Here is a 23,860-nt window from a genome sequence, read left to right as displayed (position 1 = left end):
CTCCTCAGGCGGCCAACGCAGCGTCGGCGGACGCTTCGTCGGTATCATCGGCAGAGATCCGTCCTCCGAGTCTGAGCAAAAGCCTTGATGCTTCCTCAGCCTTCGCGGCAGCGGTGAGAATGGCACGGTCATCCTGCTTCAGGAGCTTGAGCCAGTGCTCGATATAGCTGGCATGGCTATCGAGGTGGGTGACTGGCAGACCGAGTTCAGCGCCAAGCATAGCGCTCGAAAGTTCGGCAATGAGTTCCTCGGCAGCGTAAGCTGCAGAACCAAATCGATTCTTGAGATTGCGGTCGAGGCGACTGGCATGGCCGGTCCAATGCGACAGCTCGTGCGCGAGCGTCGCGTAATAGTGGTCGAAGCCCGAGAAGAGATGCGCGGGCGGCATTGTCACCCGGTCAGCCACTGGCTCATAATAGGCTTCGTCGCCCTGATGCCGCAGCACGGCCGGAATACGGGCAAAGAATGAGTCGAGTTCAACCTGACGGCCCTCGGGCTCCACCACCTCAAGCGTCGCGGCGGGATGGAAACGCTCGGGCAGACCTTCGACCTGATCAGCATTGAAAACCGGATAGGCCTTCAACACACGACGACTTTCGTCGGTTTTTTCGCCGGTTTCGGGGGCTTCGACTTCCTTGGTGTAGCTCTTGTAGAAGATGGCGATGGTGGATTTTTCGCCCTTGCGCACCTGTGCGCCCAGTTCTTTGGCCTGATTGTAGGTCATCCAGAACGGCGAGGCGTAACCGCACATATCCGCAACCATCCAGAGCCAGAATACATTCATGCCGCGATAAGGGACGCCGCACGCCCGCAATGGACGCGAGACTGGCACACCGCGCCATGGCTTGATCCACGGCTTCGTGCCGGACTCGAGGCGGGCGATGATTTCCTGGGTGATACGGGTAGCAGGCGACACTCCGCCGCTTTGTCCCTTGCGATAGGCCATGTTGGATCTCCTGAAATGGCCTGACGACAGTTCCGTCGGTCAGTGCCGGAGATCCCGGAGCCCCCTCCGCTCTCTTTCCATGAAGGAAGCGGCCCCCCGGCATGTGCCGGAGGACCGCTTCACGGTAGCGAGCAGCCGTTCCTGTCAGGAGGAGGTCAGGCGGCCAGCTCGCTCGGGGGCTGATTGTCGTCGTTGGCGACGAAATCCGCGTCGGGACTTTGCGCTTCGCTATCGGCAGGAATTTCCGGCTGGTCGGCAAAGCGCATGACTTCAGGCACCCAGGCGAGGGCCCTTTCCCGAACTTCGACCTCGGTGATGTAGGTTCCCGCGAAGACGCGCTCGGCGCTCATCGCAAGATCGCCCTTTTTCACCGATGCGAAGCGTGAGGACAATTCCAAACCGCCAACATCGGTGAGCGCATCAAGGATGACCTGCTTTGAGACGCGGTCGAAGTAGTTTGCCGCGGTCGGACGCCACCATTGCGCCATGTCAATGCCGATCGTGCTGCCCAGATGATCCTGAAACGTGATCTGACGTTCGCCTGCCATGTTGAGGCTCGCCTCGAGCGTGCGAGCGACGACGAAGCCGAGCCACGCTGCGCGGCTTTCATCGGCGAGTGCCCGAAACATCTTGAAGCGCGACGAAGCGTCTTCGCCAGATCGCCAGCTCTCATCGAGACCAGAGCGCAGGTCCGCAAGGGATGCGCTTGCCGGCGCATCCTTCGCTTCGAACCCGACAATCGGACCCGCAGGGACGCCGCCACGCAGGGTCGTGGCCGCGCGTGACCGCCAGTCGTGGGTGTCGGCATCCGCGAGGGTGAAGACCATGATGTCGAGCGAAAGGCCGGGATCCGATGCCACGTGGAGCGCGAGCACGTCACGACGTTGCATCGCAAGTTCGTCGACCAGACGCTTGGAAAGCGCCGCACGGCGTTTGCCATCACTGCCGACACTCGCCACGACTTCGACGACATCGTCGTCACCAACGACTTCGATATCGCGCTCGCCGTAGAACACCGGCTGGAGGACCGGTGTGCCGTCGCGCGAGAGAACGAGGATCATTCCGGCATCGGCCTTCAGTTCGGGCGCCAGCTCCGGGGGCTTTGCCCGAATGTCCTGGCATTCGCGCTCGATCGCTTCGATCGTCGCCTCGGCCGCGGCAACTGCTTCTTCTGCGCTGTCTTCATCCTCGAGAATGGCCGCATGCTCGTCGTAAGAAGCATCGAGTTCGTCAAGGCGGGCCAATTCGGCGTCAGTCAACGGAGCCGGCTCGGCCGGAAGGCGAATGAGACCTTCTACGAGATCGTGACTGGCATAGGCGTCAAGCGTAGGCTTGACCCAGGCAAGACCCTGCTCTGCTGCGAGCGCCTTGGCGCGCCTTTCCATCTCCTCCGAGGCGAGGGTTTCCAGAAGCGCGACATCAACCCAGGACTCGCTGTCATCGTCGTCGAAGAGTTCGCGTTCGATCCGGCCACCTGCAGCGGTATATGCGTCGCGACCGACAAGACGGGCCCGAGCATCGCTGCCGCGAACCGTGCCGGAGAGCACCATGCGCCGGATGCTGTCGGCGCTGGGCGCATAATAGCCCGAGGACGCCTGTTCATAGACGCGAGCCTGAATTTCCTGGTCGGAGGTCGCACCGAAGGCTTTGGCGAGATCGAGAGTGATTTCACCGGATGCCAGAGCATCGAAGACGACAGGCGCGAGGGTCGCGAGACGCAGCCGGCCTTCGACGAAGCGGACCGTCAGCCCGAAGCGGCGCGCGACATCTTCCGTCGAGGCACCAGCATCAATAAGGGCAGCGAACGCCTGCGCTTCATCGGCTGGGTTCATCGCGAGGCGATGGAAGTTTTCGGCCAGACTCGTTTCGATGGCTATTTCCGCATCGTCCTCAAGCACGAGGCAGGTAACCTCGTAGCCCTTCGGCAGAACTTTCTCTTCGGAAAGCGCCAGCAAGGCGCACCGGCGGCGCTCTCCGGCTTCAACCTCGAATTTGCCACGAGCCGCTGGCCGAACGATGAGGTTCTGCAACAACCCATGGGCTGCAATGCTCGCTTTCAGTTCGGAATCTGCGGCGGGGTCACCGTGACGGCGCACATTGCGAGGGGACTGGACCAACTTGGTCAGCGGGATCGACTTGATCATGGGAAATACTCCTGAATATGAGCACAGGCATCGACCTTCGACGCTCATCCGGCTCAAACAGAAACAAGCCCCCTTCCCTCTCAATGACTGCCGATGGGCCGGCAGCTGCCGAACCGCTTTCAGCGGCGCGTCTTAGCTCGAAGTTCGCTGCGCTTGATACTTTACAATAATTAGCGGGAGACTTAGCGTTTCACATCTATGTTTGTGGAGCGGGGTCAGCGCTTCGCCGCACGACAGGGGGAGCAATATCGCTTCGAACTATAACGCCACCGGGTCGATGCTCGGCTATTTGTACCAGTGCCGAGAGGCGCTGCTGCTTGCGATCGTCGAGACGAGATCGCAGCCTGGCCTATCGGTGTCGATTGAGCGGTTCGACGATGTGGCTTTCGAGCAAAACGGCACCGCAACCGAACTGCTGCAGCTCAAACATCATGTGAACCCTGCGAGCCTGACCGACATGAGTGTCGACCTGTGGAAGACGCTGCGCATTTGGAGCGAGGCAGTCGCTGCTGATCCCCAAGCGCCGTTCGAGCGACGCTTCAGCATCATCACGACCGCGCAGGCACCGGCGGGCTCTGCTGCGGAACTATTACGCGCGACTAGGCCATCCATCGACGCGGAGAAAGATGCGCTCGCGCTGCTGAAGGCCGCCGCAACGACATCGATCAGCGAGGAAACCGCGGTCGGCCGCAAGGCTTTTCTCGCGCTGTCGGATCGTGATCAGGAGAATCTCCTTGCGGCTATCCATATCCATGACCAAGCGCCGAGCATCACCAATGCGCGCAGCGAGATCGAAGAGCAGCTGTTTTTCTCGGCACCGGATGGGAAAGTCGCGGATCTCGTCGACCATCTCGAGGGCTGGTGGTTCTCGCAAGTTGTTGCCTGTCTCGCCGATGTCGCTTCGCCGGCTATTTCACTTCTGGCGCTTCGGGCGAAGATCGACGAGATCGCCAAAGCGTTTCGGAACAATGAGCTGCTAATCAGTCCGGAAGCTTTGGCGGTTTCGGCCGACGACCTTCCCGAGTCTGACGGGCGGACGTTCGTTCGCCAGATGCGGTGTGTCGATGTCGCTGAGGAATCGATCGAACTCGCCAAGCTCGATTTCTATCGCGCGACGGCGCAACGCTCGACCTGGGCGCGGGAAAATGCGTTGCTCGACGGTGAGGCGGCGCGATATGATGCCGATCTCGTCGAACGCTGGAAACGCGAGCGTTTGGCCCGCGAAAGCGGCGGCAAACCAATCAGCGACGACGAAAAGAAAACGTTCGGACGCGACCTATTTCACTGGGCGAGCCGAGCCCAGGCGCCGTTCCGCAATCGCCATGAGCAATGGCTTTGCACGGGCTCCTATCAGATCCTTTCTGATGGCGTGACGGTCGGTTGGCATCCTGATCACAGCACCATGTTCGGTACGTCGGCGAAGGATGAGGCCGCATGAGCCTCACGCTCTGGGATAAGCGACCGCGCGAGGAAGCGTATCTGTTCAACCCAGCCTTCTGCGCTGCGCTTCTGCACGAGTTCGTGAAGGAATTTCAAAAGGCGAAAGGCCAAGCTGCGCCTTATGCGCTGCTGTTCTGCGCCTTGCCGATCTCCCTGCACGGCAAGACCAGGCGTGCGCTGCCCGGATCGACGGTGACATCCCTCTATTCATGGCGGGAACGTAATCCCGAAGTGCTTGTCGGCTTTGCGGAGCGCGCTCGGTCGCTCCGTCCGATCGTGCAGGAAGCCTTGCGCTTCGCGATCGACCGATCGGCGCTCGCCTTCGCCGAAGATGGCGGGGTGATGCTGGGTAATCGCGCGCTGTCGGTTGCGCGCAGGTTCGAGGAAACTTTGACCGACGATGCGCGAGATTGTGTCGCCGCAACCCGCCTCCTCGGCCGTTGGCTTGCCAAGGCAGGCACGGCCTCGACGATCATGGCGGCTTGGGGGATCAAACCATGAGCATGAATATCGGTGCGATCATTCTTTATTCGCATACAGGTGAAGAGCGTGAGCTCACCTTTAAGAGCGGCTGCCTCAACGTCATCACCGGCGATTCAAAGACAGGCAAATCCGCAATCATCGATATCATCGATTATTGTCTCGGACGAAGCAGCTGCAATGTCGCCGAGGGCGTGATTCGGCGAAGCGTCGCCTGGTTCGCAGTCCGACTGCTGAATGGCGACGACGAGCTGCTCGTTGCGCGCAAAAATCCGGGTCCAGGCACCGATACGGGCGGCGACATCTACGTGCGGCGCGGGAGCTTTGATGCGGCCCCCGCCTTTGAAGATCTCGCGCGCAATATGGTCGAGGGAGAGCTTATCTCGCTCCTATCACGTTTTGTGGGCATCTCTGAGAACGAGCATCGGCCTTTGAGTGGTACGCGACATCCGCTGCAGGCGACTATCCGCCACGCGCTGTTTCTGTGTTTTCAGAAGCAGGATGAGATCGACAATCGTGACCGGCTATTTCACCGGCAGGGCGACCAGTTCATTCCACAGGCGATCAAGGACACGCTCCCCTATTTCGTGGGCGCGGTGGACGAACAGCATTTCCTGCGGCAGCATGAACTCGATCTCGCGCGCGAGGCGCTGCGCGAACTAGAGCAACGCGTCCAGCGTCAGAACGAGGCACGCAATGTCGACATCAGTCGCATTCGCCGGCTGGTGACCGACGGCAAGCGTGTCGGGTTGATCGTCCCGGAATATGAACCGGTCGAGACCGACATTGCACTGGAAGTCCTGGACCGCGCCGCACGCACCGACCTGGCATCAATCACCAACCTTCCCGATTTCGGCGATTCCATCAACCGATTGCGCAATGAGCAGGCTACGCTGAGGTCAGCGCTAGAGCGAGTGAACGACGAGGCGAGGGCTTCCCGGCTGATGCTGTCGGAGCAGAGCGCCTATTCGCGTGAAGGCCATGAGCAACGCGCGCGACTCAGCTCGATCGGATTGTTCAAGGTAGAGGCAGACGGTCATCACTGTCCGCTGTGCGAAAGCGAGCTCGCGATCCCTACGCCTGCCAGCGACCAAGTCGCGAACGCACTTCGTTTGGTGGGCGAGCAACTTGCGGCAGTTGAAGTTGAGCAACCTCATCTCCAGCGCCACATCGAGGGACTGGAGCAACGAAAGGGCAAGCTCGAGCGGGAATTAGTTGAGGCGCAAAATAGCCTCGCCCGCTTGATCGCGGATGATGCGGGGGCCAAGGCGCAACAGGACCTGCTGGTCGACCAGGCGCGCGTTGTCGGCCGGATTGGCGCCTTTCTCGATGCAGTGCGACCCAGCGACAGCGAACCCGACCTAAAGCCCCTTATCGAAGCAGCCAAGCGCCGCGTCGAAACGCTCGAGGCGGCGGTAAATGCGGACGACGTCGCGCAGCGCCTCGACACCTATCTAAATCTCATCAGCAAGCAGATGTCGGCTTTCGCCGAGTACCTCGATCTAGAGCACAGTGGCAGCGAGCTACGGCTCGATGTGAAGAAGCTCACGGTTGTCGCCGATACACTTGACGGCCCGATCCCGCTCAATCGGATGGGAAGCGGTGAGAACTGGGTCGGTTATCATGTGCTGACCTATCTCGCGCTCCATTGGTGGTTTCGGAAACGCAATCGCCCAGTTCCGGCGATGCTGATCTTCGATCAGCCGAGTCAAGCGCATTATCCCGCCGAGCGCGATCAGGAAGGAAGCCTTGATCCGCTCGACGACAAGGACCGCCATGCCGTACAGGCGCTCTTTGAGTTGATGCACCGCGCATGCCAAGAGATCGAAGGCCTGCAGCTGATCGTACTCGACCACGCTCATCTCGCCGACGAGTGGTTTGAGGCTTCGATAGTCGAGGAGTGGCGCCGCCACCGCTTCCTTGTGCCGCCCGAATGGGACACGCGCGGACGGTGATCGCTTAGATGCGCGACGCGAACGCGCGTCTGGCCCGTGTCTCTGCCGCCCCGTAAGGGCCCGGCTATCCATGCGGCCGCCTGGCCAATCCTATGTCTGCTCGTGCGCCACTGCGGTGAGGTTCAACAACTGTTCAAGGAACACTGGTCCATCCTCGACCGCGAAGCATTGCTCATTCTCGCAGAATAGAACGAACGCGCGCTCCCCGCCTTCCCGGGAACTGCTATAGATAATGCCGTCGATCACGCAGTCGTCGGCGTCACGGAACACCCGTCGGAAATATTCGGTAACGATCTGCGTCGGAACATATTCGATGTGCTCGCGCCCGTCGCGCGCGATCGGTTTAACAATATCGCGTGCAAAGGCGTGGAGGAAGCGAAGCGGATGGATGCAGTGATGGCTGTCCTCCTCAAACACGCTCGGGATATCCGGCAGGTCGGCCAGGTCGAGCACCCGAAGAGCGCGCGTCGCACGAAATGTCCCGATCGACAGGATCTGACCGGCATGGTGGTCGGGATCGAAGGTCTCGAGCCGGGCCGTGTCGACGTCGAAAGCGCCATAGAACATGGGAATGCCCGCCGGGCTCATCCGGTTCGATTGCATCGCGAACTGCGCCGGTGGCGTGCCGATTTCCGCACCAGTATGGAAGGGTTCTGCGCCGATGCGGATGCGGAAGAGGTCGGTATCGGCCGGGATCTCGGTGATGAGATTCAGCTCAGCGAGTTCATCGACCACCGTTTCGCCGATTGCCGCCAGCATGCGCGATGGAGGAACCTCCGGCGAGTGATCGCTGTCATCTGGTGTGAGGAAGACATAGCGCGTCTGGTGTTTGACGGTTTCCTTGAAAGCATCCCAGCCCCATTCGAGCCGCTGACTCTTGTCGCCGATGTAGAACTCGCGCTCGACCCAACCGTCACTCCCGACAACATCGATAATTGCCTCAACGACGTCGCTATCGTCGCTGATGTCGTAATCGCCGAGGACATCCCAAGTGTCACTGATTGAGGCCTGATACCCCCCTTCCGCCGAGACATACATGATGCCCTCGTCGTCCGGATGGTTCCAGTCGAAGCGAACACCCGTCAGGACGACACCGATGAATTCATCAAAGCTGGCGGCCATCGGGTCATCGGATTCCGCGCCGCAGAACCGACACTGCGTTTCCGACACGTTGTCCGACACCCAAGATTTGAGAGCAGGATCAGTAACGCAGTCCTCGCAAATCGCTCCGTCGGCTTCGTAATAGCCGCGCTCTTCCTGCTCCATCTGCCACGCTTTTGCTCGGCCCATTACACCACCCTCGATACGCTCATTGCAGTCAAGGCGCTTGAGCAAGTGTGAGCCCACGCAACTGACATGCTCGGCAACACGCCGGACATGATCCAGACCGGCCCCTTCGGCAAGCAGATCAACGGCATCTACATCTCCGATGGCGCTTTCGACATCGACAGGGAATTCTACCTCGGTCTTCTGGTCGATCGCGCCAGAGGCCGCTCCGCGATGATCGCCCGCTTTCGGGGACGCTGATTGAGCGAAAGGAACGACCGAAGTTAGGTGCGGGCTGCCGGAAACACCGCAGCAGAACCCGGACGTTGGATCTTCAAGTTACGCAGCATCAACCACCCGAAACACCGCCCCTGTGCCAGCGTCTCGAACCAGATCGACACCCGTTCCATTCCAGTGGTAGTCGAGGTGACGTCCCTGAGTGGGGTCGGATGCACAATCCGGGTAGAACAAGCCGACACATTCACCACCCGGATGCCGGATGCTCGGATAAACAAGACCTTCGGCCCCGCCCCCTCTGAGCCTAACAGCGAGGGCTTGCGAGGCAGCATAGTTGTCGGGATCAAGTGCGGGATCGCCTGCGTCAAGGCTCCTGAGATCGTGAAGATCGGCGCTTACCGAAAGGATGATCTCACGGAACTGCGAGGTCCAACCTGGCGCTTCAAAAGTGCGAGCCATGAAGCGGGCATGATGATGGATTGTTTCGAACAGCGCTGTTTCGAATGCATCCCCCGCGTATAGGACGCCGTAGGTCCCATAAGTAAAGCGACTTGGTCGGTCAGTGCTAACATGCGTGAACGGGGCCATCAGATAGGATGCGCCGTTGCCCCCTACCCGGCGGTCAGCAGGTACCAGATCTAGATTGCCGATCGTCGCCATAATGCGGGGATTGGTTTTTTGCTCGGCAGAGATCAGCAGCGGCCAATCTGCGGGGTCTGCGATATCTTCGAACAGGTCGATCGGTGGAAAGGCACTGCGGATAATCCGTACCGCACCTTTCCACTCGACCTGGGCAACCGGAATTGCCTTGGGATCAATCACCAGGCACCACGTTCGGCATCAAGATAGCGACGCACCCGCATGATATCAGTCAGTTCGCCGCCAAGCATGACATCGAGCGCACTCGCTCCGGCAAAGGCGGCGTTACCTGCCTTGATCCAGGTGTAGCCACGCTGGGCTTCTGAAAAGATGATCCTCAGCGCCTTGTGAATACCCATCAGGTTGGAGAGCCGTGCCGCACCATCGCGCGAGACACGGCCCGCACCATCAGCCTTCCACCGCCGGTAGGAGCGAACCGGCATGTCGAGCAGAGTCGCTGCCTGCTCGTCTGTGAGTTCCCATTTGCCGAACAGGTTTAGCACGGCGCGAAACATCGCCGATGCTTCCTCCTGAGTTATAGGATCGGGTCGGAAGGCGTGGGGGACGGTATCAACGGGTTGCAAAGCCAACATGACTATTCTCCATATGGCAGCATATACCACTTTGAATGCCATTTGGCAAGATTCGTCAAATTCAGCCTGCAAGCCGAGCCAAGACCGCCACTGCGTTTGTGGTCGGAACGAAAAGCCGCGTCTGATAGCGGATGATCTCGGTGAAACACCCATGTGCCTTGTACCAGTCGAGCCGCGACGCCGACCAACCAGCCAGTTCGAGCCGCTGCGCGCCGTTGACCAAGCTGCGCTTGAGCGTGAGCGCTTCGCGGCTTTTTATTTGCATTGGTCGGCCTGTCCCGAGCACCGCATCGACGATTTGCTCTGCCGAGAAGGCATGTTCGTCTTCAAGCCCAAGCGCCTGGCATAGTTCGGGCACGCAATGGAGCGGAACCTCCCGGCCTAACAGCGAGCGTCCGTCTCGCGCCGAAATCCGGCTGACGCGAACATAGTCGGAAGGGAGTTTGTCCCAAACCGGTAGCAGCAGGCCGGTTGCAAGATGCAGTCGCTCGCGCTTGTGATTTGAGGCAGCGTCATCGACCTCCGCCTGCCACAAGCGCTGAAATTCGGTTGGATCCACCGTTTTCCAGCTGCTCTCCGCGAGTTGATCGGCGGTGATGTGCCCATGCTTCAAGGGACGGACAAGCTCGAAGCGGGCCACCCGCATACCTTCGTCTGTGAGCAGGCTGCGCGCTGGGACAAGCAGCCCGATCCGGCCTGAGCGCGTATTACGCAGAAGCTGCTGACGCGCACCTGAAAAGCCGTAGAGCTCCTCGAGGCGTTCGAGACGCATAGGCTTGAGCGCACGGGCGATCTCAAGTTCCAGGAGGTGCGTAGTCGCACCCGACAGCGCATCGGTGCGCAGTAGCGTGTCGGTCAGCACCTCGTAATGCTCTACCGCAATAGTCTCGACCCCAATGTCGAGCGTGCCGGCCTGGCGTGCTGCATCGATCCGCGCTTCGACGAGGCCGAGAAACTCGTCAAATATGCCGTTTTGCAAAGCAATCGGCAACGCGAGGATGCGATTGAGCCAGCGCTGGATTGTTGGCAGGTCATCGACCATCCCGCCGTCGGGCCCTTCGACCCTGAGCCCGCTCAATTCCTCAAACCGAGAGAGCGTAACGGCTTCCAGCTTACCTGCAAACAGCAGGCCGAACCAGCGATGAAGCGCCTCCTTGGCGTAGGTGCTCTCGAGATTGTCGGCAGGATCGAAGAGGTTCTGCCCACCTGTCTGGCGCTGCCCTCGGGTCAGTGCCCCGAGACTGTCGAGCCGACGTGCAATGGTCGATATAAACCGACGTTCGCCACGCACGTCGGTGGTCACCGGGCGGAACAGCGGGGCCGACGCCTGATTGGTGCGGTTGGTACGGCCAAGGCCCTGAATTGCGGCATCGGCCCGCCAGCCCGGCTCAAGCAGGAAGTGGACCCGGCGCATCTGGTTCTTTGCCGCAAGGTCGGCATGATAACTGCGGCCGGTGCCACCGGCATCGGAGAAAACCAGAATCCGCTTTGTCCCGTCCATAAAATCTCGCGTTTCGGCGACATTGGCGCGCGGAGAGCGCGACTGGAGCACCTGGCGTCCATCGCGCCCGACGATCAGGCGGCGGGTACGGCCGGTGACTTCGGCGACCTGATCGACACCGAACCGTTCGATGATCGCATCGAGCGCCGTCGCGATCGGCGGCAAGGCACAGAGCTTCTCGATCATGCTATCGCGCGCGGCAAGCGCCGAACGACAGAGAACAGGGGCACCGTTATCATCACTCATCGGTTCGGACCGGGCATTGCCATTCTCGTCCGTAAACACGGCCATCAACCGAACCGGGAAGCTTTTGGTGAGGTAATCGACCACGTATTCGCGGGGAGAGAGATCGATTTCGAGTGCTTGACGTTCCGCATCGGAGAGATCAGCGAGGCGGCGGTTGAGCATGGCTTCGGCGGTCGAGACAAGTTGCACTACAACAGCGTTGCCGTCGGCAAGTGCCGTATCAATCGCAGGCAGCAGGCTCGGCAGCTTCATGGATAGAAGGAGCTGCGCGAAGAAGCGCTGCTTGGTGCCTTCAAACACCGAAAACGCAGCCGATTTGGCACCTGAATTGAGTGTCTCGCCACTGTCAGTGTCGACGATCCGCGTTGCCTCGAGAGCTTCGCGCAGGTTGGCATGAATGATTGCCCAGGCGTCTGCATAGGCGTCATAAACCGCTACCTGGTCGGGGGTCAGGCAATGCTCGAGAATCTCGTACTCAACTCCGGCGAATGAAAGGGCCCTCGCCGCATACAACCCCAGTGACTTCAGATCGCGCGCGACCAGTTCCATTGCAGCGATACCGCCATCGCGGATATCTGCGACGAAGGCTTCGCGATTGGCAAAAGCCGTCTCGGGACCCCAAAGGCCAAGACGGGTGGCATAGGCGAGATTATTGACGTCGGATGCCCCGGTCGCCGAAGCGTAGAGCACGCGGGCGCGCGGCAGCAGATTCTGGATGCGAACACCGGCAATGCCCTGCTCCGATCCCTTGACCTTACCACGTGAGCCCTCCCCGCCTGCGGCGTTGGCCATCGCATGGGCTTCGTCGAAGACGATGAGCCCGCCGAAGTCCTCCCCTGCCCATTCGAGAATCTGATCGAGCCGGGTCGCATCGCTGCGGCCCGAACGGAGTGTCGGATAAGTCACGAAGAGTATGCCCTCGCGCATCCCTATCGGGACACCGAGCTTCCATTGGCCAAGGGGCTGGACGTCGATGGGAAGGCCGCCGAGCGCGCTCCAGTCGCGGCGGGCATCTTCGAGCAAAGCTTCGTTCTTGGAAATCCAGATGTGGCGCCGTTCACCCCTCACCCACCGGTCGAGGATGACAGATGCGACTTGTCTGCCTTTACCTGCGCCAGTTCCGTCACCAAGAAAGTAGCCCATGCGGTAGGCGTGCCCCTCGGCGCTCGCCTTCAAGGCGCAGCCCTTGTCGTCGGGCTCAAACCGTCCCGGCAGATCGCGGGCATGCGCGCTTGCGGCATAGATCAGGGTCTCGGCCTGCGCAGCGGATAAGGCGCCTCCAGTAATGAGGCTCGACGGAAGCTGAGGCACCACTTCGGGCACGGGTGCGGTTATCGAACCCATCGCAACGGATTCGACCAGGGGGGTCGGATGCGGGACAGCATCTGCAATTGAGATCCGGCTCGGCCGGTAGGGCAAATAATGCCCAACCTGGCTTTCGATCGGCGCAGGTGCTTCGAGCGGAGTAAAATCAAGCGGCAGGATCGACGGCGCCGCAACGGTTGGATGGACCTTAAGTGGAACTGGTTTCGTCCTGTTCGCAACCAGTCGAAGCGGCAATGCTGGCTTGATGCCGATGCTGGGTTCCGCGGGCAGGCTTACCCGGTCAGGGAGCATATCGATCAGCAGATGAAGCTCGGCAAAGTTTGCTGGCTGGGCGATGATCGGGCTGGTACCATCCTCAGCCTTGTCGAGAATCAGGAGCCGGGTTGAGATTGAGGTGCCCTGCTTGATGAAACCGCGCTCGATCGACGCGTTGAGGCGCAACGAGAGGGGACCAGCGATCCCGGCAAGGAACTTCGGAAGCTCGAACCATTCGGGCATCACTGCGACCAGGCGGCCACCGGGCATAAGGCGCTTCCAGGCAGAACGTAAGTGCCGGTCGCCAGTGCGACTATCGTGGCCCCTCTCGATACCGTGTGAATAGGGCGGGTTCATCAGCACCACGCTCGGACCCACGTCGGGCGTGAGAAGTTCGTCGATCAGTTCCCCGTCAAATCCCGTGACTGTCGCCTCCGGAAACACAACGCCCAGGCATTCGCGGCGCAGCGGCGAAATCTCGTTGAGAGCAAGACGCGCAGTTGCCTTTGCTGCCCATACGCCCAGCATCCCGGTCCCGGCCGACGGCTCGAGAACCAGTTCAGCGGCAGAAATCGCGCATGCCTTTGCTGCCATCCAGGCCAGACGGGGCGGCGTCGCGAATTGTTGCCACTCGATCTGCTCATCGCTCCGGTTGGACTGGGTCGGGACCAGACGTTCGAGGTGCGTGAATGCCTCATCGGCGAAGCTGGAAGACATTGCAGGTGAGAATTCAGTTGCCTGCGCCAGGAACAACACCTGCGCCAATTCAAGTGCGGCATGGGCATCGCGTACGGACCAGCGTCCTTCGGCGTCGCTACCGCCGAAGTGATCGGCCATTGTTGCATTCACAGTGAGCCGTGAAATTGCTTGATCTGTAGCGAGCCGCGCGGCCAGCGCCCTCGCCGCTGCCAACACTTGCGGCTCGGCGGGATCGGAGAATGCGAAAGCGGTATTTGCGTGTGACATGAGAGACCTCCTGTAGAGGCCCTGGGTTTGTCCGGGTGTCCGTTCGGATGGATCCGCCCTGGGGCCTCACAAGGCCCCAAGCCCGCTTTCCTCTCACCGGCATTCAGACCGTAGCTCGGACTGAGCGCATGAGCACATCATTCCAGTCGTCGCCGGTTAGCTCCGGACGCCTGGTGACAATCAGCCGCCCTTCGCAAGCGTAGGCCTCTCGCGCACGTTCTTCAGCAAGGCGCCCACCCGCATCATTATCGACAAAGAGAAACAGCCGCCGCACCGATTCCGGGATTGTGGCCAAGCCGAAGCGTTCGTTTCCTAGCGTCGCCCAGCAGGGAACCTTGAACATTTGCATCGCTGAGAGGGCCGTTTCGTTTCCCTCTGCGAGGCCAAGGCGTCCCCCATTCGGGTACGCGAAACGCACCGCCCCAGAACCGGGGCTGCCCAACGCACGCCTGGGCTGATCGAAAGAAGCCAAGCTGGTTTTGTCGAGGTCAAGGAAGGAGCGGTGCAGCGCCAGAATTCCGGCATCATTGCGCACGGCCGCCACCATCGCGGGTAGAAACCGGACAGCACCCTTTGGCCCCAGCGGCATACGCGGGTGGAAACGCAGTTCCGGCGAAGAAATCGTGATGCCTCTGGACACGAGGTACTTCTCGGCGGGGCTGCCAGCGATGGTCGACGCCTCACGCCAGAGCCTCAGCGCATTCCGATTGGCGACTTCCTCGCGCGGTTCGGCCACGATCGGACCACTCGTGCCATCGGACAGGTCCGCAATTCGTATTCCGAGCCCGGCCATCGCTTCTATCACCGCATCGTTCGTGCAGCCGGCAAAGCAATGAACAAGGATTGCGCGCTTTCCGAGTGTGATGCTTAGTGAAGGAGTGCGGTCGTCGTGGGCCGGGCAGCAGCACATTCCGCGCGAACGCGACCAGGCACCGCCCAGCTGCTCGACTATCTTGCGCGCGCGGTTTTCCAGTTGCAGACCTTGGAATCCGGATGATCGGTGTTGGTGCATGGGGGCATCTCCATCGTAACGTGCCTCCACCCGCGCAGCCTCCGCTCTGCGTCGCTGACGTTTCATTTTCCTACATCATATGTTCTATATATGTTCTCTCCCGATTCGACCACAAAAGGATTCGGGAATGAGACTGAAATCGGCAGTAGCCGCAGTGGCAACGGCAGGACTTGGGTTCGTCCTCCCCGCTCACGCGCAGGAGCTGGAAGCCACTCAGATGACCTTTGCCTCGGAGTTGACAACCGACGGCTTCCGCGTTGCAGAAGGAACCGATGGCTTTCGTCTCGTCGAACACGGCATTTGGAGAACGCCTCCAGCGGGCTCGTCCGAGCCGTCGGCTATCGATGCGGGTCGAACCTATCTGCCCTATCGATATCCAAAGCCCCAGGGCAGCGCGCCATCCGGCTTTCGACGGGCAAGCTACCTTCCTCATGTTTACGCAGCTGAGGTTCAATACTCGCTGCCAAGCGGTCTACTCGACGCTCTTGTCTGGACGGAATCGCGGTATAATCCTTTGGCGATCAGCAAGGCTGGCGCCGCCGGTCTGGGTCAGCTGATGCCGGGGACCGCGCGGGACCTTGGCGTTTCAAATCGCTTCGATCCGATGGCGAACATTTTCGGTGCGGCCAAATATCTACGCCAGATGCTCGACAAGTTCGGGGTAGTTCATCTGGCCCTTGCCGCCTACAATGCAGGTCCCGGTGCCGTCGAACGCGCCGGCGGTATTCCACGCAATGGCGAGACGCCGGCCTATGTGCGTGAAGTGCTGCGCCATTGGCGTTTTTGAGCGGGGGGCATTGTAAGTGCGGGTCGAATACGTTTGTCGGGGACATTAAGCCATGGCAGGCGCGGAATGATCCTGACTACTGCTGCTGACGATGTCTGGATTATCGAAGGCGATGATGTCGGTGAGGACTTCATCGGATCTACAGTGACCGTTGATGGCGTTGTCGCGGGCATGGATCGGATACGCGCCGACTGGCTCGGGGTGGAGAGTCATTCTTCCTGACTGTCCTGCGGCGGATACTTCGCGACGAGCATTAGAACCTCCTTGCCCCACAGCGCGAGAGCTTCGCGTTTTTCATTCGTGTACTGATGCCGATGATAGACCCCGGCGACACCAGCCATTGCCGAGCCGGACTGATGATTGAGAACGGCCTCTGAAACGACCAGTGGTATTCCAATCCTCTGCAGTCCGGTCGCCACCGTCCGGCGAATGTCATGCATGGTGAAATGAGCGGCTTCATAGCCGAGTTTCTCGTCCACACTTGCCCTTATCCGCTTCCAGGCCTTTGACAGCCCACTGACACTGTTTGTGCTGGTGACCTTGGATGCCAGTAGAATTTGGGATTGCTTGTGAGCATCTTCAGGCGCGATCCCAGCGGCCGCGAAGGTGTCGGTGACGACCTCGAGGGCCTGCGCGGATAAAGGCACCACATTTGCCTTGCCGTTTTTCGCTCTATCTCCTGGTACAGTCCAAACTTTCCCCTTGAAGTCGAACTCGTCGCAAGTGGCGTCGAGCACCTCTCCCCGGCGCTGGGCTGTGAGAATTAACATCTGCACAAGATGGCCAAACGGATAGCCATCCTCGACGGCGGCTTGCCACAGTGCAGCGACCTCTCGATCGCTGAGCACCCGGTCGCGAGGCTCGCTCCGTTTTGGGCGCCATGCGTCCCGGCACGGATTGGCTGGCAGATGTTCAAGTCTGGTGAGCGCCCATGAGTAAAACGTCGAAAGGTGCCGATAAACGATGCGAGCCATCGTCAGGGTTTCCTTGCCCCGCTCAAATGCGATCTTCTCTACGAAACGGCTGACGTCGCTTCGGGTGATCGAATCGGCGAGGCGGGCGCCTAGCTCAGGTTCGATGTACTTGCGGAAAACCCGGTCGAACTCATTCGCGCTCCTCTTTTTGCCGACGATCTGTTGAGCCAGGTATGTCTCGTATAGTTCGGCGACGGTGCCGACACCCTTCGATCCCTTCCTTTTAGCTCCCGGCTTTCTGGCGATACTTTTGCCTTGCTCAACGTCGACGAGCAGGTCCCGCGCCTTCCGACGGGCGTGTGCGAGAGTGAAATTCGGGCCATGCCGCCCGATAGTCACGTTCAACCATTTACCTTGAACGCGCTTACGCAAGATATAAGTCTTGGTGCCGCTCGCTCCCATTCGGAGCCGCAGGCCGGTCACGATGCCATCAGCGACCTCAATTTGCCCGCTTGCAGGCGCTTTCAATCCTGCGATCCGGGCATCTGTCAAACCAACTTTGTTCGCCATATGATCCTGCTACCTTAGGTAGCTTTTTGTAGTGGATACTGGCGAACATTTCAAGAACATTACGGACTATGAATTGCAGATTTCTGCCGTTTTTGGACGCATGCGGAAGCGTAAGGACCCTCTGATTTCAGCTCTTAATCAGCGGGTCCTAGGTTCGAGCCCTAGTGCGTCCACCATACTTTCTTATAAAAAAGCACCCGCTTTCAGCCTTGTGGAGGAACCGGGGGCCCATTCGGCTTGCCAACCGAAATACTGCGAATTAAACGCAGCTTCGTGCTCACCTCCGTTTCTTCCCGCTTTGACCGTCTGATCGGCACGCTGTGTGTCGCTCTGATGCTGTTCTATGCGGCGACTGCACCCGCCAAAGCTGCCGATCAGATCCAGCACAGCCCGGTATTCATGATCTCGCACGAGCATGGGGAGTTAGCCGATTTCCCGGTCGACACGGTGCATGATAGCCTCGCCGAGCATGCGGACCATCACGACAATGCGCCGGCGGATGACGAAGGCACGCCCGGCGATCATCTCGCCGTCGGGCACCACCACCACGGCGACACAGGACCTGGCTTGCTTGTTCCCAACGCCGTGACAGCCTCCGGCATTGCGCCGATCGGAAGTCTGCGCGGGATTGGCAACGACAGGCAAATGGCGGGCCGCAGATCCATTGGCCCCGAGCGCCCTCCCCGACCCCACTCGCTGACCGCTTGAGTTCCTGCGCCTCGTAGGCGTGGGAGGTTTCCACGCCATTCAGCGAGGCTTTTATCACATGTTTTCCCAATCTCGAGCGCGCTCCGGCGCGCACGCTATCCGCAGGGCCATGCTCTGCGGCGGCGTCCTGCTGGCTGCCACAGTGCAGCCTGTTTGGGCACAAAATTTAGGTCTGGAAGAAGCGCTGTCGCGGGTTGCGACGAGCGATCCCGCCCTGACCGCCAGCATCGCCCGCCTCGAGGCCGCAGATGCCGCCATCCTGCAGGCGGATGTCAGGCCGCGCGACGTGGTCGGAATCGACCTCGAGGATTTCGCGGGCACCGGCCCCTATTCGCCGCTGAAACAACCGCAGACTACCGGCTGGTATGAGCGGACATGGGAGCGCGGCGGCAAGCGCGAGGCGCGTATCGGTGCCGCGCGCGCCGACGCGGCCGTCGTCGGCGCGCAGAACCGGGTTCGCCTGCTCGACCGTCTCGCTCGCGTGCAGGCGGCCTGGGTCGAGGCGCTTGCCGCGGAAGCGACGGTTCCGGTCGCGGAATCCCGCCTTGCCGACATGAAACGCGTTGAACTGGAGGTGGTAAAACGGGTCACCAGCGCACTCGATCCCTGGTTCGCGGCCGAGCGTGCCCGCACCAATGTCGCCCAAGCAGAGATCGCCGTCGACCAGGCGCGAGAGAATGCCCGGATTGCGCGGGCGAACCTCGCCGCATGGTGGGGCGGCAACGGTGATTTCAAGCTCGATCCGGCCGCCTTGCTCGTGTTCGATGTCGCAGCGCCTCCCCGCGGCGAGTCGGTCGATATTGCCGTGCTTGCTGCCGAACTCAATGCGGCCGAGGCAAAGGCAAAGCTCGCCGAGACCGGCAATATCGCCGATCCCAGCGGGCGCGTCGGTCTCCGCCATTTCGGGGACGGCAACGACCTTGCGATCATGGTCGGAGGATCGATCCCGCTCGGGACCAAATCCGCGAATCGAGGCAATGTCGCTCGGGCTCGAGCCGATCAGCGCGCTGTTGAGGCGGATATCGCCGTAGCGCGGGTCGAGATCGAGCGCGAGATCGACAGAATCGTTGCCGACCGGCGCCTGATCGCAACCGAAATCAAGCGGATCGACGCCGACGTGCTCCCGAGCGCCAACCGCGCGGTCCGGCTGATCCGCGACGGTCTCGCACGCGGCGGCACCGCCTTCACCTTCCTGGAATATGCGCAGGCGCAAGCGGCGACCAACGAAGCGCAATCGCGGCGGGTCGAGCTGCTCAGGCGCTTTCATTTGCTCGGCGTGCGGCTCGACCGGCTTTTGGGCCGCCACGCGCCCCTGCTTGCCAATATGGAGACAATCCGATGAAAATATATCTGCTGGGTGCGGCACCGGTCATGGCCCTAACCCTGCTTGCCGCATGCGGCGAGACAGCGACGCCTGAAAAGGAGGACGCGGCGGCCACTGCGAGCGAATATGAACGCGGCCCGCACCGGGGACGCATGCTTCGCAGCGGTCCCTTCGCGCTTGAGATCACTATCTTCGAAGATGGCGTCGATCCCGAGTTTCGCGTCTACGCCTATCGCGACGACAAGCCGGTCAAGCCGACCGAAGTGGCTTTGGCGATCGAACTCGGTCGCCTCGGCGGAAGGATCGACCGCTTCAGTTTTACCCCGCAGGACGATTTCCTCCGCGGCAGTGGAATTGTCGCCGAACCGCATAGCTTCGACGTCCGGGTGGTAGCGCGCGAGGGTGGCCGGAGGCACAAATGGTCCTATGCCGCCTATGAGGGCCGCACCGCCATCACTGCCGCGGCGGCCAAGGCCGGCGGCGTGAAAACGGAAGCCGCCGGGCCTGCCACGATCAGCGATCGGATCGATATGGGCGGCCGGATCGAAATCACGCCCGAGGGCAAGGCCGATGTGCGCGCAAGGCTTCCCGGCCTGATTGTCTCGTTGGACGGCAACCTCGGTCAGCAGGTCCGGCGCGGTCAGCTGCTTGCGCGAGTCGAGTCGAGTCATTCGCTGCAAGTCTATCCGGTGACAGCGCCGATCGGCGGCACGATCATCGAGAAAAACGTGAACGTCGGTGATACGACCGGAGATCGCGCACTCTTCGTGATCGCCGACCCCGCCAAGCTTCACGCCGAGTTCTTCGTCTATCCGCGCGATGCCGAACGAATTCGCGTCGGCCAGGCGGTCACGCTGAAAAACCTCTCTGGCGAGGGACAGCTTCAGGCCGAAGTCGAGGCAGTCCTGCCGACAGCGGACGTCGCGAGTCAGACGATGATGGCTCACGTCCATCTGCCGCCGATCGCATCGCGGACCTTCCGTCCGGGCATGGGCGTGGAAGGCAGTTTCGCGGTCGCGCAGACCAATGTGCCGATCGCCGTGCGAACCAAGGCGATCCAACGCTTCCGCGACTTCGAGGTCGTCTTCGCGAGGGTCGGCGACACCTATGAAGTGCGGATGCTCGAAATCGGGCGCAGGACGCCCGAATGGACCGAAGTGCTCGGCGGCCTCAGGGCAGGCGAAGTCTATGTCACCGACGGTGCCTTCCTGATCCGCGCCGACATAGAGAAATCGGGGGCCAGCCATGACCACTGACACCACCACACCACGCGGCAACTCGCCCTTGCTCGAGCGGATGATCGCGGGCGCGATCCGCTTCCGCTGGGCCGTGCTTTCGGTTGTCCTCCTGCTCTGTGCAGTCGGGATCTGGAGCTTCCAGCGGCTGCCGATCGATGCCACCCCCGACATCACCAACGTCCAGGTGCAGATCAACAGCGAGACACCGGGCTTCTCGCCGATCGAAGCCGAGCAGCGCGTGACATTCCCCGTGGAGACGGCGATCGCAGGACTGCCGGGCCTCCAATATACGCGCTCGGTGTCGCGCTACGGACTGAGCCAGGTGACGGCCGTTTTCGAGGACGGCACAAGCATCTATTTTGCTCGCCAACTGATAAACGAGCGGCTGCAATCGGTGCGCGATCAGCTGCCACCGGGCGTCACACCCGAAATGGGGCCGATCGCGACCGGGCTGGGCGAAATCTTCATCTATACGCTGGAAGCGGAGCCGAGCGCGAAGAAGCCCGGCGGCGGCGCCTATACGCTGGCGGATCTCCGAACGCTGCAGGACTGGGTCATTCGCCCGCAGCTTCGCAACACGCCTGGCGTGACCGAAGTCAACAGCATCGGCGGCTACGAGCGCCAGTATCACGTGACGCCGATCCCCGCGCGGTTGTCGGCATATGGCCTCACTCTCGACGATGTCGTTCGCGCACTCGATCGCAACAACGACAATCGCGGCGCCGGCTATATTGAGCGCTATGGTGAACAATATCTGGTTCGGACGCCGGGTCAGGCTGGCGGGATGGACGAACTCGGGATGATCGTCGTAAGCAACCGGAACGGCATTCCGATCCGGGTTGCCGATATCGCCGATCTCAGCATGGGCGAAGAATTGCGCACCGGCGCCGCGACCGAGAATGGCCGGGAGGTCGTGCTCGGCACGGTGTTCATGCTTGCCGGCGAGAACAGCCGGATCGTCGCGCGCGCTGCAGCAAAGCGCCTCGAAGAAGCGGCCAAGGCCCTTCCCGCCGGCGTCAAGGCCGTGCCGGTCTATGATCGCACAAACCTTGTCGAACGTGCGATCTGGACCGTCGAGAAAAATCTTCTTGAGGGCGCGCTCCTCGTCATCGTCGTGCTCTTCGTGCTGCTCGGCAACATTCGCGCGGCGCTGATCACGGCGGCCGTCATCCCGATCACCATGTTGATGACAATTACCGGAATGGTACGCGGCGGCGTGTCGGGCAACCTCATGAGCCTCGGCGCGCTCGATTTCGGCCTGATCGTCGACGGCGCTGTGATCATCGTCGAGAACTGCCTGCGTCGTTTCGCCGAAACCCAGCATCGGTTGGGGCGCCTGCTCGGCCGGGACGAGCGTTTCGAACTGGCTGCGTCGGCAACCTCGGAGGTCATCCGGCCGTCGCTATTCGGCGTGCTGATCATCGCGCTCGTCTACGTGCCGATCTTTGCCCTCACCGGCGTCGAGGGGAAGATGTTCCATCCGATGGCAATCACCGTCGTGATGGCCCTGACCGCAGCGCTGATCCTCTCGCTGACCTTCGTGCCGGCCGCGATCGCGCTATTCGTCACCGGCAAGGTGGAAGAGAAGGAAAGTCGCCTCATGAACCTGGCGCGCAAAATCTATGCGCCAGCACTCGACAAGGCGATACGCCTGCGCGCCGCCGTCATCTCCGTCACGATCGGCCTGGTTGTTGTCGCCGGCCTGGCGGCAAGTCGCATGGGCTCCGAGTTCGTACCGAGCCTCGACGAAGGCGACATTGCGCTTCACGCGCTCCGTATGCCCGGAACCAGTCTCTCGCAGGCGATCCAGATGCAGACCGCGCTCGAAGCAAGGATCAAGCAGTTCCCCGAGGTCGCGCGGGTGGTCGCGAAAATCGGGACGGCGGAAATCGCGACCGATCCAATGCCCCCTTCGGTTGCCGACACCTTCATCATCCTGAAGGATCGCGCTGACTGGCCCGATTCTCGAAAGCCCAAGGCCGAATTGGTCCGCGAGATGCAGGCCGCAGTCGCGGAGATTCCGGGGAACAATTATGAATTCACCCAACCGATCCAGATGCGATTTAACGAACTCCTCTCGGGCGTGCGGGCCGACGTGGCGATCAAGGTCTTCGGTGATGATCTCGACACGCTCCTCCAGATCGGGCAGCGGATCGAACGTGTCGCTTCGGACATCAAGGGTGCGCAGGACGTCAGCGTCGAGCAGGTGACGGGCCTCCCCGTATTGCAGATCACACCCGACCGCGCATCCCTTGCCCGCTTCGGGCTCAGCGTCGGCGACATCCAAGATGTCGTCGCGGTTTCGATCGGCGGGGTAGAAGCGGGACAGATATTCGAAGGGGACCGGCGCTTTCCGATCATCGTGCGTCTGCCCGAGCCTATCCGCGGGCAGGTCGACGAGATCGGCCGCCTGCGCATTCCACTTCCGGCAAACGGCATTTCGCCCGACGTCACCTTTGACGGCGCGCCGCAAGCTGGGCTGCGCGGCTTTGTGCCCCTGGCCGAGGTCGCGAAGGTCGAGGTCGTGACAGGCCCCAACCAGATCAGCCGTGAAGACGGCAAGCGGCGCGTCGTGGTGACAGCCAATGTCCGTGGTCGCGATCTGGGTTCGTTCATCGAAGAGCTGCAGGCCAAGGTTGGAGCGGAGGTTGACGTGCTGCCGGGTTACTGGATCAGCTATGGCGGCACCTTCGAGCAGCTCATTTCTGCTGCTGCGCGTCTTCAGCTCGTCGTTCCAGCAGCGTTGCTGACGATCTTGGGGCTGTTATACGCTCTGTTCCGTTCGGGCAGGGACGCGGCGATCGTCTTTTCGGGGGTGCCGCTCGCTCTCACCGGAGGCGTCGCGGCACTGCTTGTCCGGGGCATGCCGCTCTCGATCTCGGCCGGGGTGGGCTTCATCGCCCTCTCGGGGGTCGCGGTGCTCAACGGTGTGGTGATGTTGAGCTTCATCCGGCAGCTTCGCGACGCCGGCGCAAGCCTCGGCGAGGCCATACGCGAAGGGGCGCTCACCCGGCTTCGACCGGTATTGATGACGGCGCTCGTGGCGAGCCTCGGCTTCGTGCCGATGGCGTTCAACGTCGGTGCGGGTGCGGAAGTTCAGCGTCCGCTGGCGACGGTGGTGATCGGCGGGATCGTTTCGTCGACGATCCTGACCTTGCTCGTCCTGCCGGCGCTCTACCGCATCGTCCATGGGCGGACAGAAAAGGAGGAAGCCAACTCGCCGGCGGCGAGCACCGCGCCCTTGGCGGTATGAACCCGATCCTTCCCGGCGCCGCTTGGCGACGCCGGGATTTTACGCCGCGCCGCTGCCGGG

Annotated in this window: 17 protein-coding genes, 1 tRNA gene and 1 pseudogene; 11 read left to right on the top strand and 8 right to left on the bottom strand. The window is 61.3% G+C overall.

The annotated features are described in order from the left end of the window. Positions 1-4: 4 nt before the first annotated feature. Positions 5-946 (bottom strand): zincin-like metallopeptidase domain-containing protein, encoded by a 942-nt coding sequence (locus E5675_RS09400; protein WP_136174290.1) that lies wholly within the window; start codon positions 944-946, stop codon positions 5-7. Positions 947-1,101: 155 nt separating this feature from the next. Next, a complete protein-coding gene (locus tag E5675_RS09395; RefSeq protein WP_136174289.1) occupies positions 1,102-3,090 on the bottom strand; it encodes a ParB/RepB/Spo0J family partition protein in 1,989 nt (662 codons plus the stop codon). Positions 3,091-3,367: 277 nt separating this feature from the next. On the opposite strand from E5675_RS09395, the gene E5675_RS09390 reads away from it, so the two are divergent. Genes E5675_RS09390 through E5675_RS09380 form a run of 3 tightly spaced genes read left to right on the top strand, consistent with a single transcriptional unit; the run spans position 3,368 to position 6,965 of the window. Then, on the top strand, positions 3,368-4,528 hold the full coding sequence (locus E5675_RS09390; RefSeq protein WP_119083637.1) for an ABC-three component system protein: 1,161 nt from the start codon (positions 3,368-3,370) through the stop codon (positions 4,526-4,528). After that, entirely contained in the window at positions 4,525-5,031 is a 507-nt protein-coding gene (locus E5675_RS09385) for a three component ABC system middle component (RefSeq protein ID WP_136174288.1), read from the top strand. Before E5675_RS09390 ends, E5675_RS09385 begins: the two co-directional genes overlap by 4 nt. Continuing rightward, positions 5,028-6,965 (top strand): DUF3732 domain-containing protein, encoded by a 1,938-nt coding sequence (locus E5675_RS09380; protein WP_136174287.1) that lies wholly within the window; start codon positions 5,028-5,030, stop codon positions 6,963-6,965. Before E5675_RS09385 ends, E5675_RS09380 begins: the two co-directional genes overlap by 4 nt. 90 nt (positions 6,966-7,055) lie before the next feature. On the opposite strand, the gene E5675_RS09375 is transcribed toward E5675_RS09380, so the two are convergent. Next, a complete protein-coding gene (locus E5675_RS09375) occupies positions 7,056-8,231 on the bottom strand; it encodes a HEPN-associated N-terminal domain-containing protein (RefSeq protein ID WP_247594852.1) in 1,176 nt (391 codons plus the stop codon). Between the two features lie 60 nt (positions 8,232-8,291). On the opposite strand from E5675_RS09375, the pseudogene E5675_RS21725 reads away from it, so the two are divergent. Beyond that, positions 8,292-8,450 (top strand): annotated as a pseudogene (locus E5675_RS21725) (ATP-grasp domain-containing protein); the annotation flags it as partial. A gap of 120 nt (positions 8,451-8,570) precedes the next feature. On the opposite strand, the gene E5675_RS09365 reads toward E5675_RS21725, so the two are convergent. The 4 genes from E5675_RS09365 to E5675_RS09350 form a co-directional block, all read right to left on the bottom strand. After that, positions 8,571-9,290, bottom strand: a complete 720-nt coding sequence (locus E5675_RS09365; protein WP_136174285.1) for an RES family NAD+ phosphorylase — start codon at positions 9,288-9,290, stop codon at positions 8,571-8,573. After that, entirely contained in the window at positions 9,287-9,700 is a 414-nt protein-coding gene (locus tag E5675_RS09360) for an MbcA/ParS/Xre antitoxin family protein (protein WP_136174284.1), read from the bottom strand. Before E5675_RS09360 ends, E5675_RS09365 begins: the two co-directional genes overlap by 4 nt. Before the next feature lie 61 nt (positions 9,701-9,761). Continuing rightward, positions 9,762-13,994, bottom strand: a complete 4,233-nt coding sequence (locus E5675_RS09355; RefSeq protein WP_136174283.1) for a bifunctional class I SAM-dependent methyltransferase/DEAD/DEAH box helicase — start codon at positions 13,992-13,994, stop codon at positions 9,762-9,764. A 103-nt stretch (positions 13,995-14,097) separates the two neighbouring features. Beyond that, positions 14,098-15,006: a toprim domain-containing protein gene (locus E5675_RS09350; protein ID WP_136174282.1), complete on the bottom strand. Its 909-nt coding sequence runs from the start codon at positions 15,004-15,006 to the stop codon at positions 14,098-14,100. 127 nt (positions 15,007-15,133) lie between these two features. On the opposite strand from E5675_RS09350, the gene E5675_RS09345 reads away from it, so the two are divergent. After that, on the top strand, positions 15,134-15,793 hold the full coding sequence (locus E5675_RS09345; protein ID WP_136174281.1) for a lytic transglycosylase domain-containing protein: 660 nt from the start codon (positions 15,134-15,136) through the stop codon (positions 15,791-15,793). Positions 15,794-15,859: 66 nt separating this feature from the next. Continuing rightward, entirely contained in the window at positions 15,860-16,015 is a 156-nt protein-coding gene (locus E5675_RS21475) for a DUF5818 domain-containing protein (protein WP_168707834.1), read from the top strand. On the opposite strand, the gene E5675_RS09340 is transcribed toward E5675_RS21475, so the two are convergent. Continuing rightward, positions 16,003-17,277 carry a tyrosine-type recombinase/integrase gene (locus E5675_RS09340; RefSeq protein ID WP_136174280.1) on the bottom strand — a complete coding sequence of 425 codons (1,275 nt, stop codon included), beginning with the start codon at positions 17,275-17,277 and terminating at the stop codon, positions 16,003-16,005. The two genes, E5675_RS21475 and E5675_RS09340, sit on opposite strands and share 13 nt — an antisense overlap. A gap of 94 nt (positions 17,278-17,371) precedes the next feature. Here E5675_RS09340 and E5675_RS09335 point away from each other — a divergent pair. The 5 genes from E5675_RS09335 (at position 17,372) to E5675_RS09315 (ending at position 23,800) form a co-directional block, all read left to right on the top strand. Further along, positions 17,372-17,453 (top strand) — tRNA-OTHER (locus tag E5675_RS09335). A 61-nt stretch (positions 17,454-17,514) separates the two neighbouring features. Further along, positions 17,515-17,985, top strand: a complete 471-nt coding sequence (locus E5675_RS09330) for a hypothetical protein (protein ID WP_136174279.1) — start codon at positions 17,515-17,517, stop codon at positions 17,983-17,985. Between the two features lie 142 nt (positions 17,986-18,127). Further along, the gene (locus tag E5675_RS09325) at positions 18,128-19,327 is read left to right on the top strand and encodes a TolC family protein (RefSeq protein ID WP_247594851.1); all 1,200 of its coding nucleotides are present in this window, start codon (positions 18,128-18,130) and stop codon (positions 19,325-19,327) included. Then, positions 19,324-20,565, top strand: coding sequence for an HlyD family efflux transporter periplasmic adaptor subunit (locus E5675_RS09320; RefSeq protein ID WP_136174277.1), 1,242 nt, complete (start codon positions 19,324-19,326; stop codon positions 20,563-20,565). The genes E5675_RS09325 and E5675_RS09320 overlap by 4 nt, the downstream gene beginning before the upstream one ends. Positions 20,566-20,593: 28 nt before the next feature. Next, positions 20,594-23,800, top strand: a complete 3,207-nt coding sequence (locus tag E5675_RS09315; protein WP_168707967.1) for a CusA/CzcA family heavy metal efflux RND transporter — start codon at positions 20,594-20,596, stop codon at positions 23,798-23,800. Positions 23,801-23,860: the final 60 nt, after the last annotated feature.

It is taken from the genome of Sphingopyxis sp. PAMC25046 (assembly GCF_004795895.1).
In the GTDB taxonomy this organism is placed as follows: Bacteria; Pseudomonadota; Alphaproteobacteria; order Sphingomonadales; family Sphingomonadaceae; genus Sphingopyxis.
This window is presented reverse-complemented; position numbering and strand designations above follow the sequence as displayed.

What these genes read in the sequence shown, in the direction of transcription:
- E5675_RS09400 (WP_136174290.1), bottom strand. Translation starts at nt 946, where the DNA reads ATGGCCTATCGCAAGGGACAAAGCGGCGGAGTGTCGCCTGCTACCCGT.
- E5675_RS09395 (WP_136174289.1), bottom strand. Translation starts at nt 3,090, where the DNA reads ATGATCAAGTCGATCCCGCTGACCAAGTTGGTCCAGTCCCCTCGCAAT.
- E5675_RS09390 (WP_119083637.1), top strand. Translation starts at nt 3,368, where the DNA reads ATGCTCGGCTATTTGTACCAGTGCCGAGAGGCGCTGCTGCTTGCGATC.
- E5675_RS09385 (WP_136174288.1), top strand. Translation starts at nt 4,525, where the DNA reads ATGAGCCTCACGCTCTGGGATAAGCGACCGCGCGAGGAAGCGTATCTG.
- E5675_RS09380 (WP_136174287.1), top strand. Translation starts at nt 5,028, where the DNA reads ATGAGCATGAATATCGGTGCGATCATTCTTTATTCGCATACAGGTGAA.
- E5675_RS09375 (WP_247594852.1), bottom strand. Translation starts at nt 8,231, where the DNA reads ATGGAGCAGGAAGAGCGCGGCTATTACGAAGCCGACGGAGCGATTTGC.
- E5675_RS09360 (WP_136174284.1), bottom strand. Translation starts at nt 9,700, where the DNA reads ATGTTGGCTTTGCAACCCGTTGATACCGTCCCCCACGCCTTCCGACCC.
- E5675_RS09355 (WP_136174283.1), bottom strand. Translation starts at nt 13,994, where the DNA reads ATGTCACACGCAAATACCGCTTTCGCATTCTCCGATCCCGCCGAGCCG.
- E5675_RS09350 (WP_136174282.1), bottom strand. Translation starts at nt 15,006, where the DNA reads ATGCACCAACACCGATCATCCGGATTCCAAGGTCTGCAACTGGAAAAC.
- E5675_RS09345 (WP_136174281.1), top strand. Translation starts at nt 15,134, where the DNA reads ATGAGACTGAAATCGGCAGTAGCCGCAGTGGCAACGGCAGGACTTGGG.
- E5675_RS21475 (WP_168707834.1), top strand. Translation starts at nt 15,860, where the DNA reads ATGATCCTGACTACTGCTGCTGACGATGTCTGGATTATCGAAGGCGAT.
- E5675_RS09340 (WP_136174280.1), bottom strand. Translation starts at nt 17,277, where the DNA reads ATGGCGAACAAAGTTGGTTTGACAGATGCCCGGATCGCAGGATTGAAA.
- E5675_RS09320 (WP_136174277.1), top strand. Translation starts at nt 19,324, where the DNA reads ATGAAAATATATCTGCTGGGTGCGGCACCGGTCATGGCCCTAACCCTG.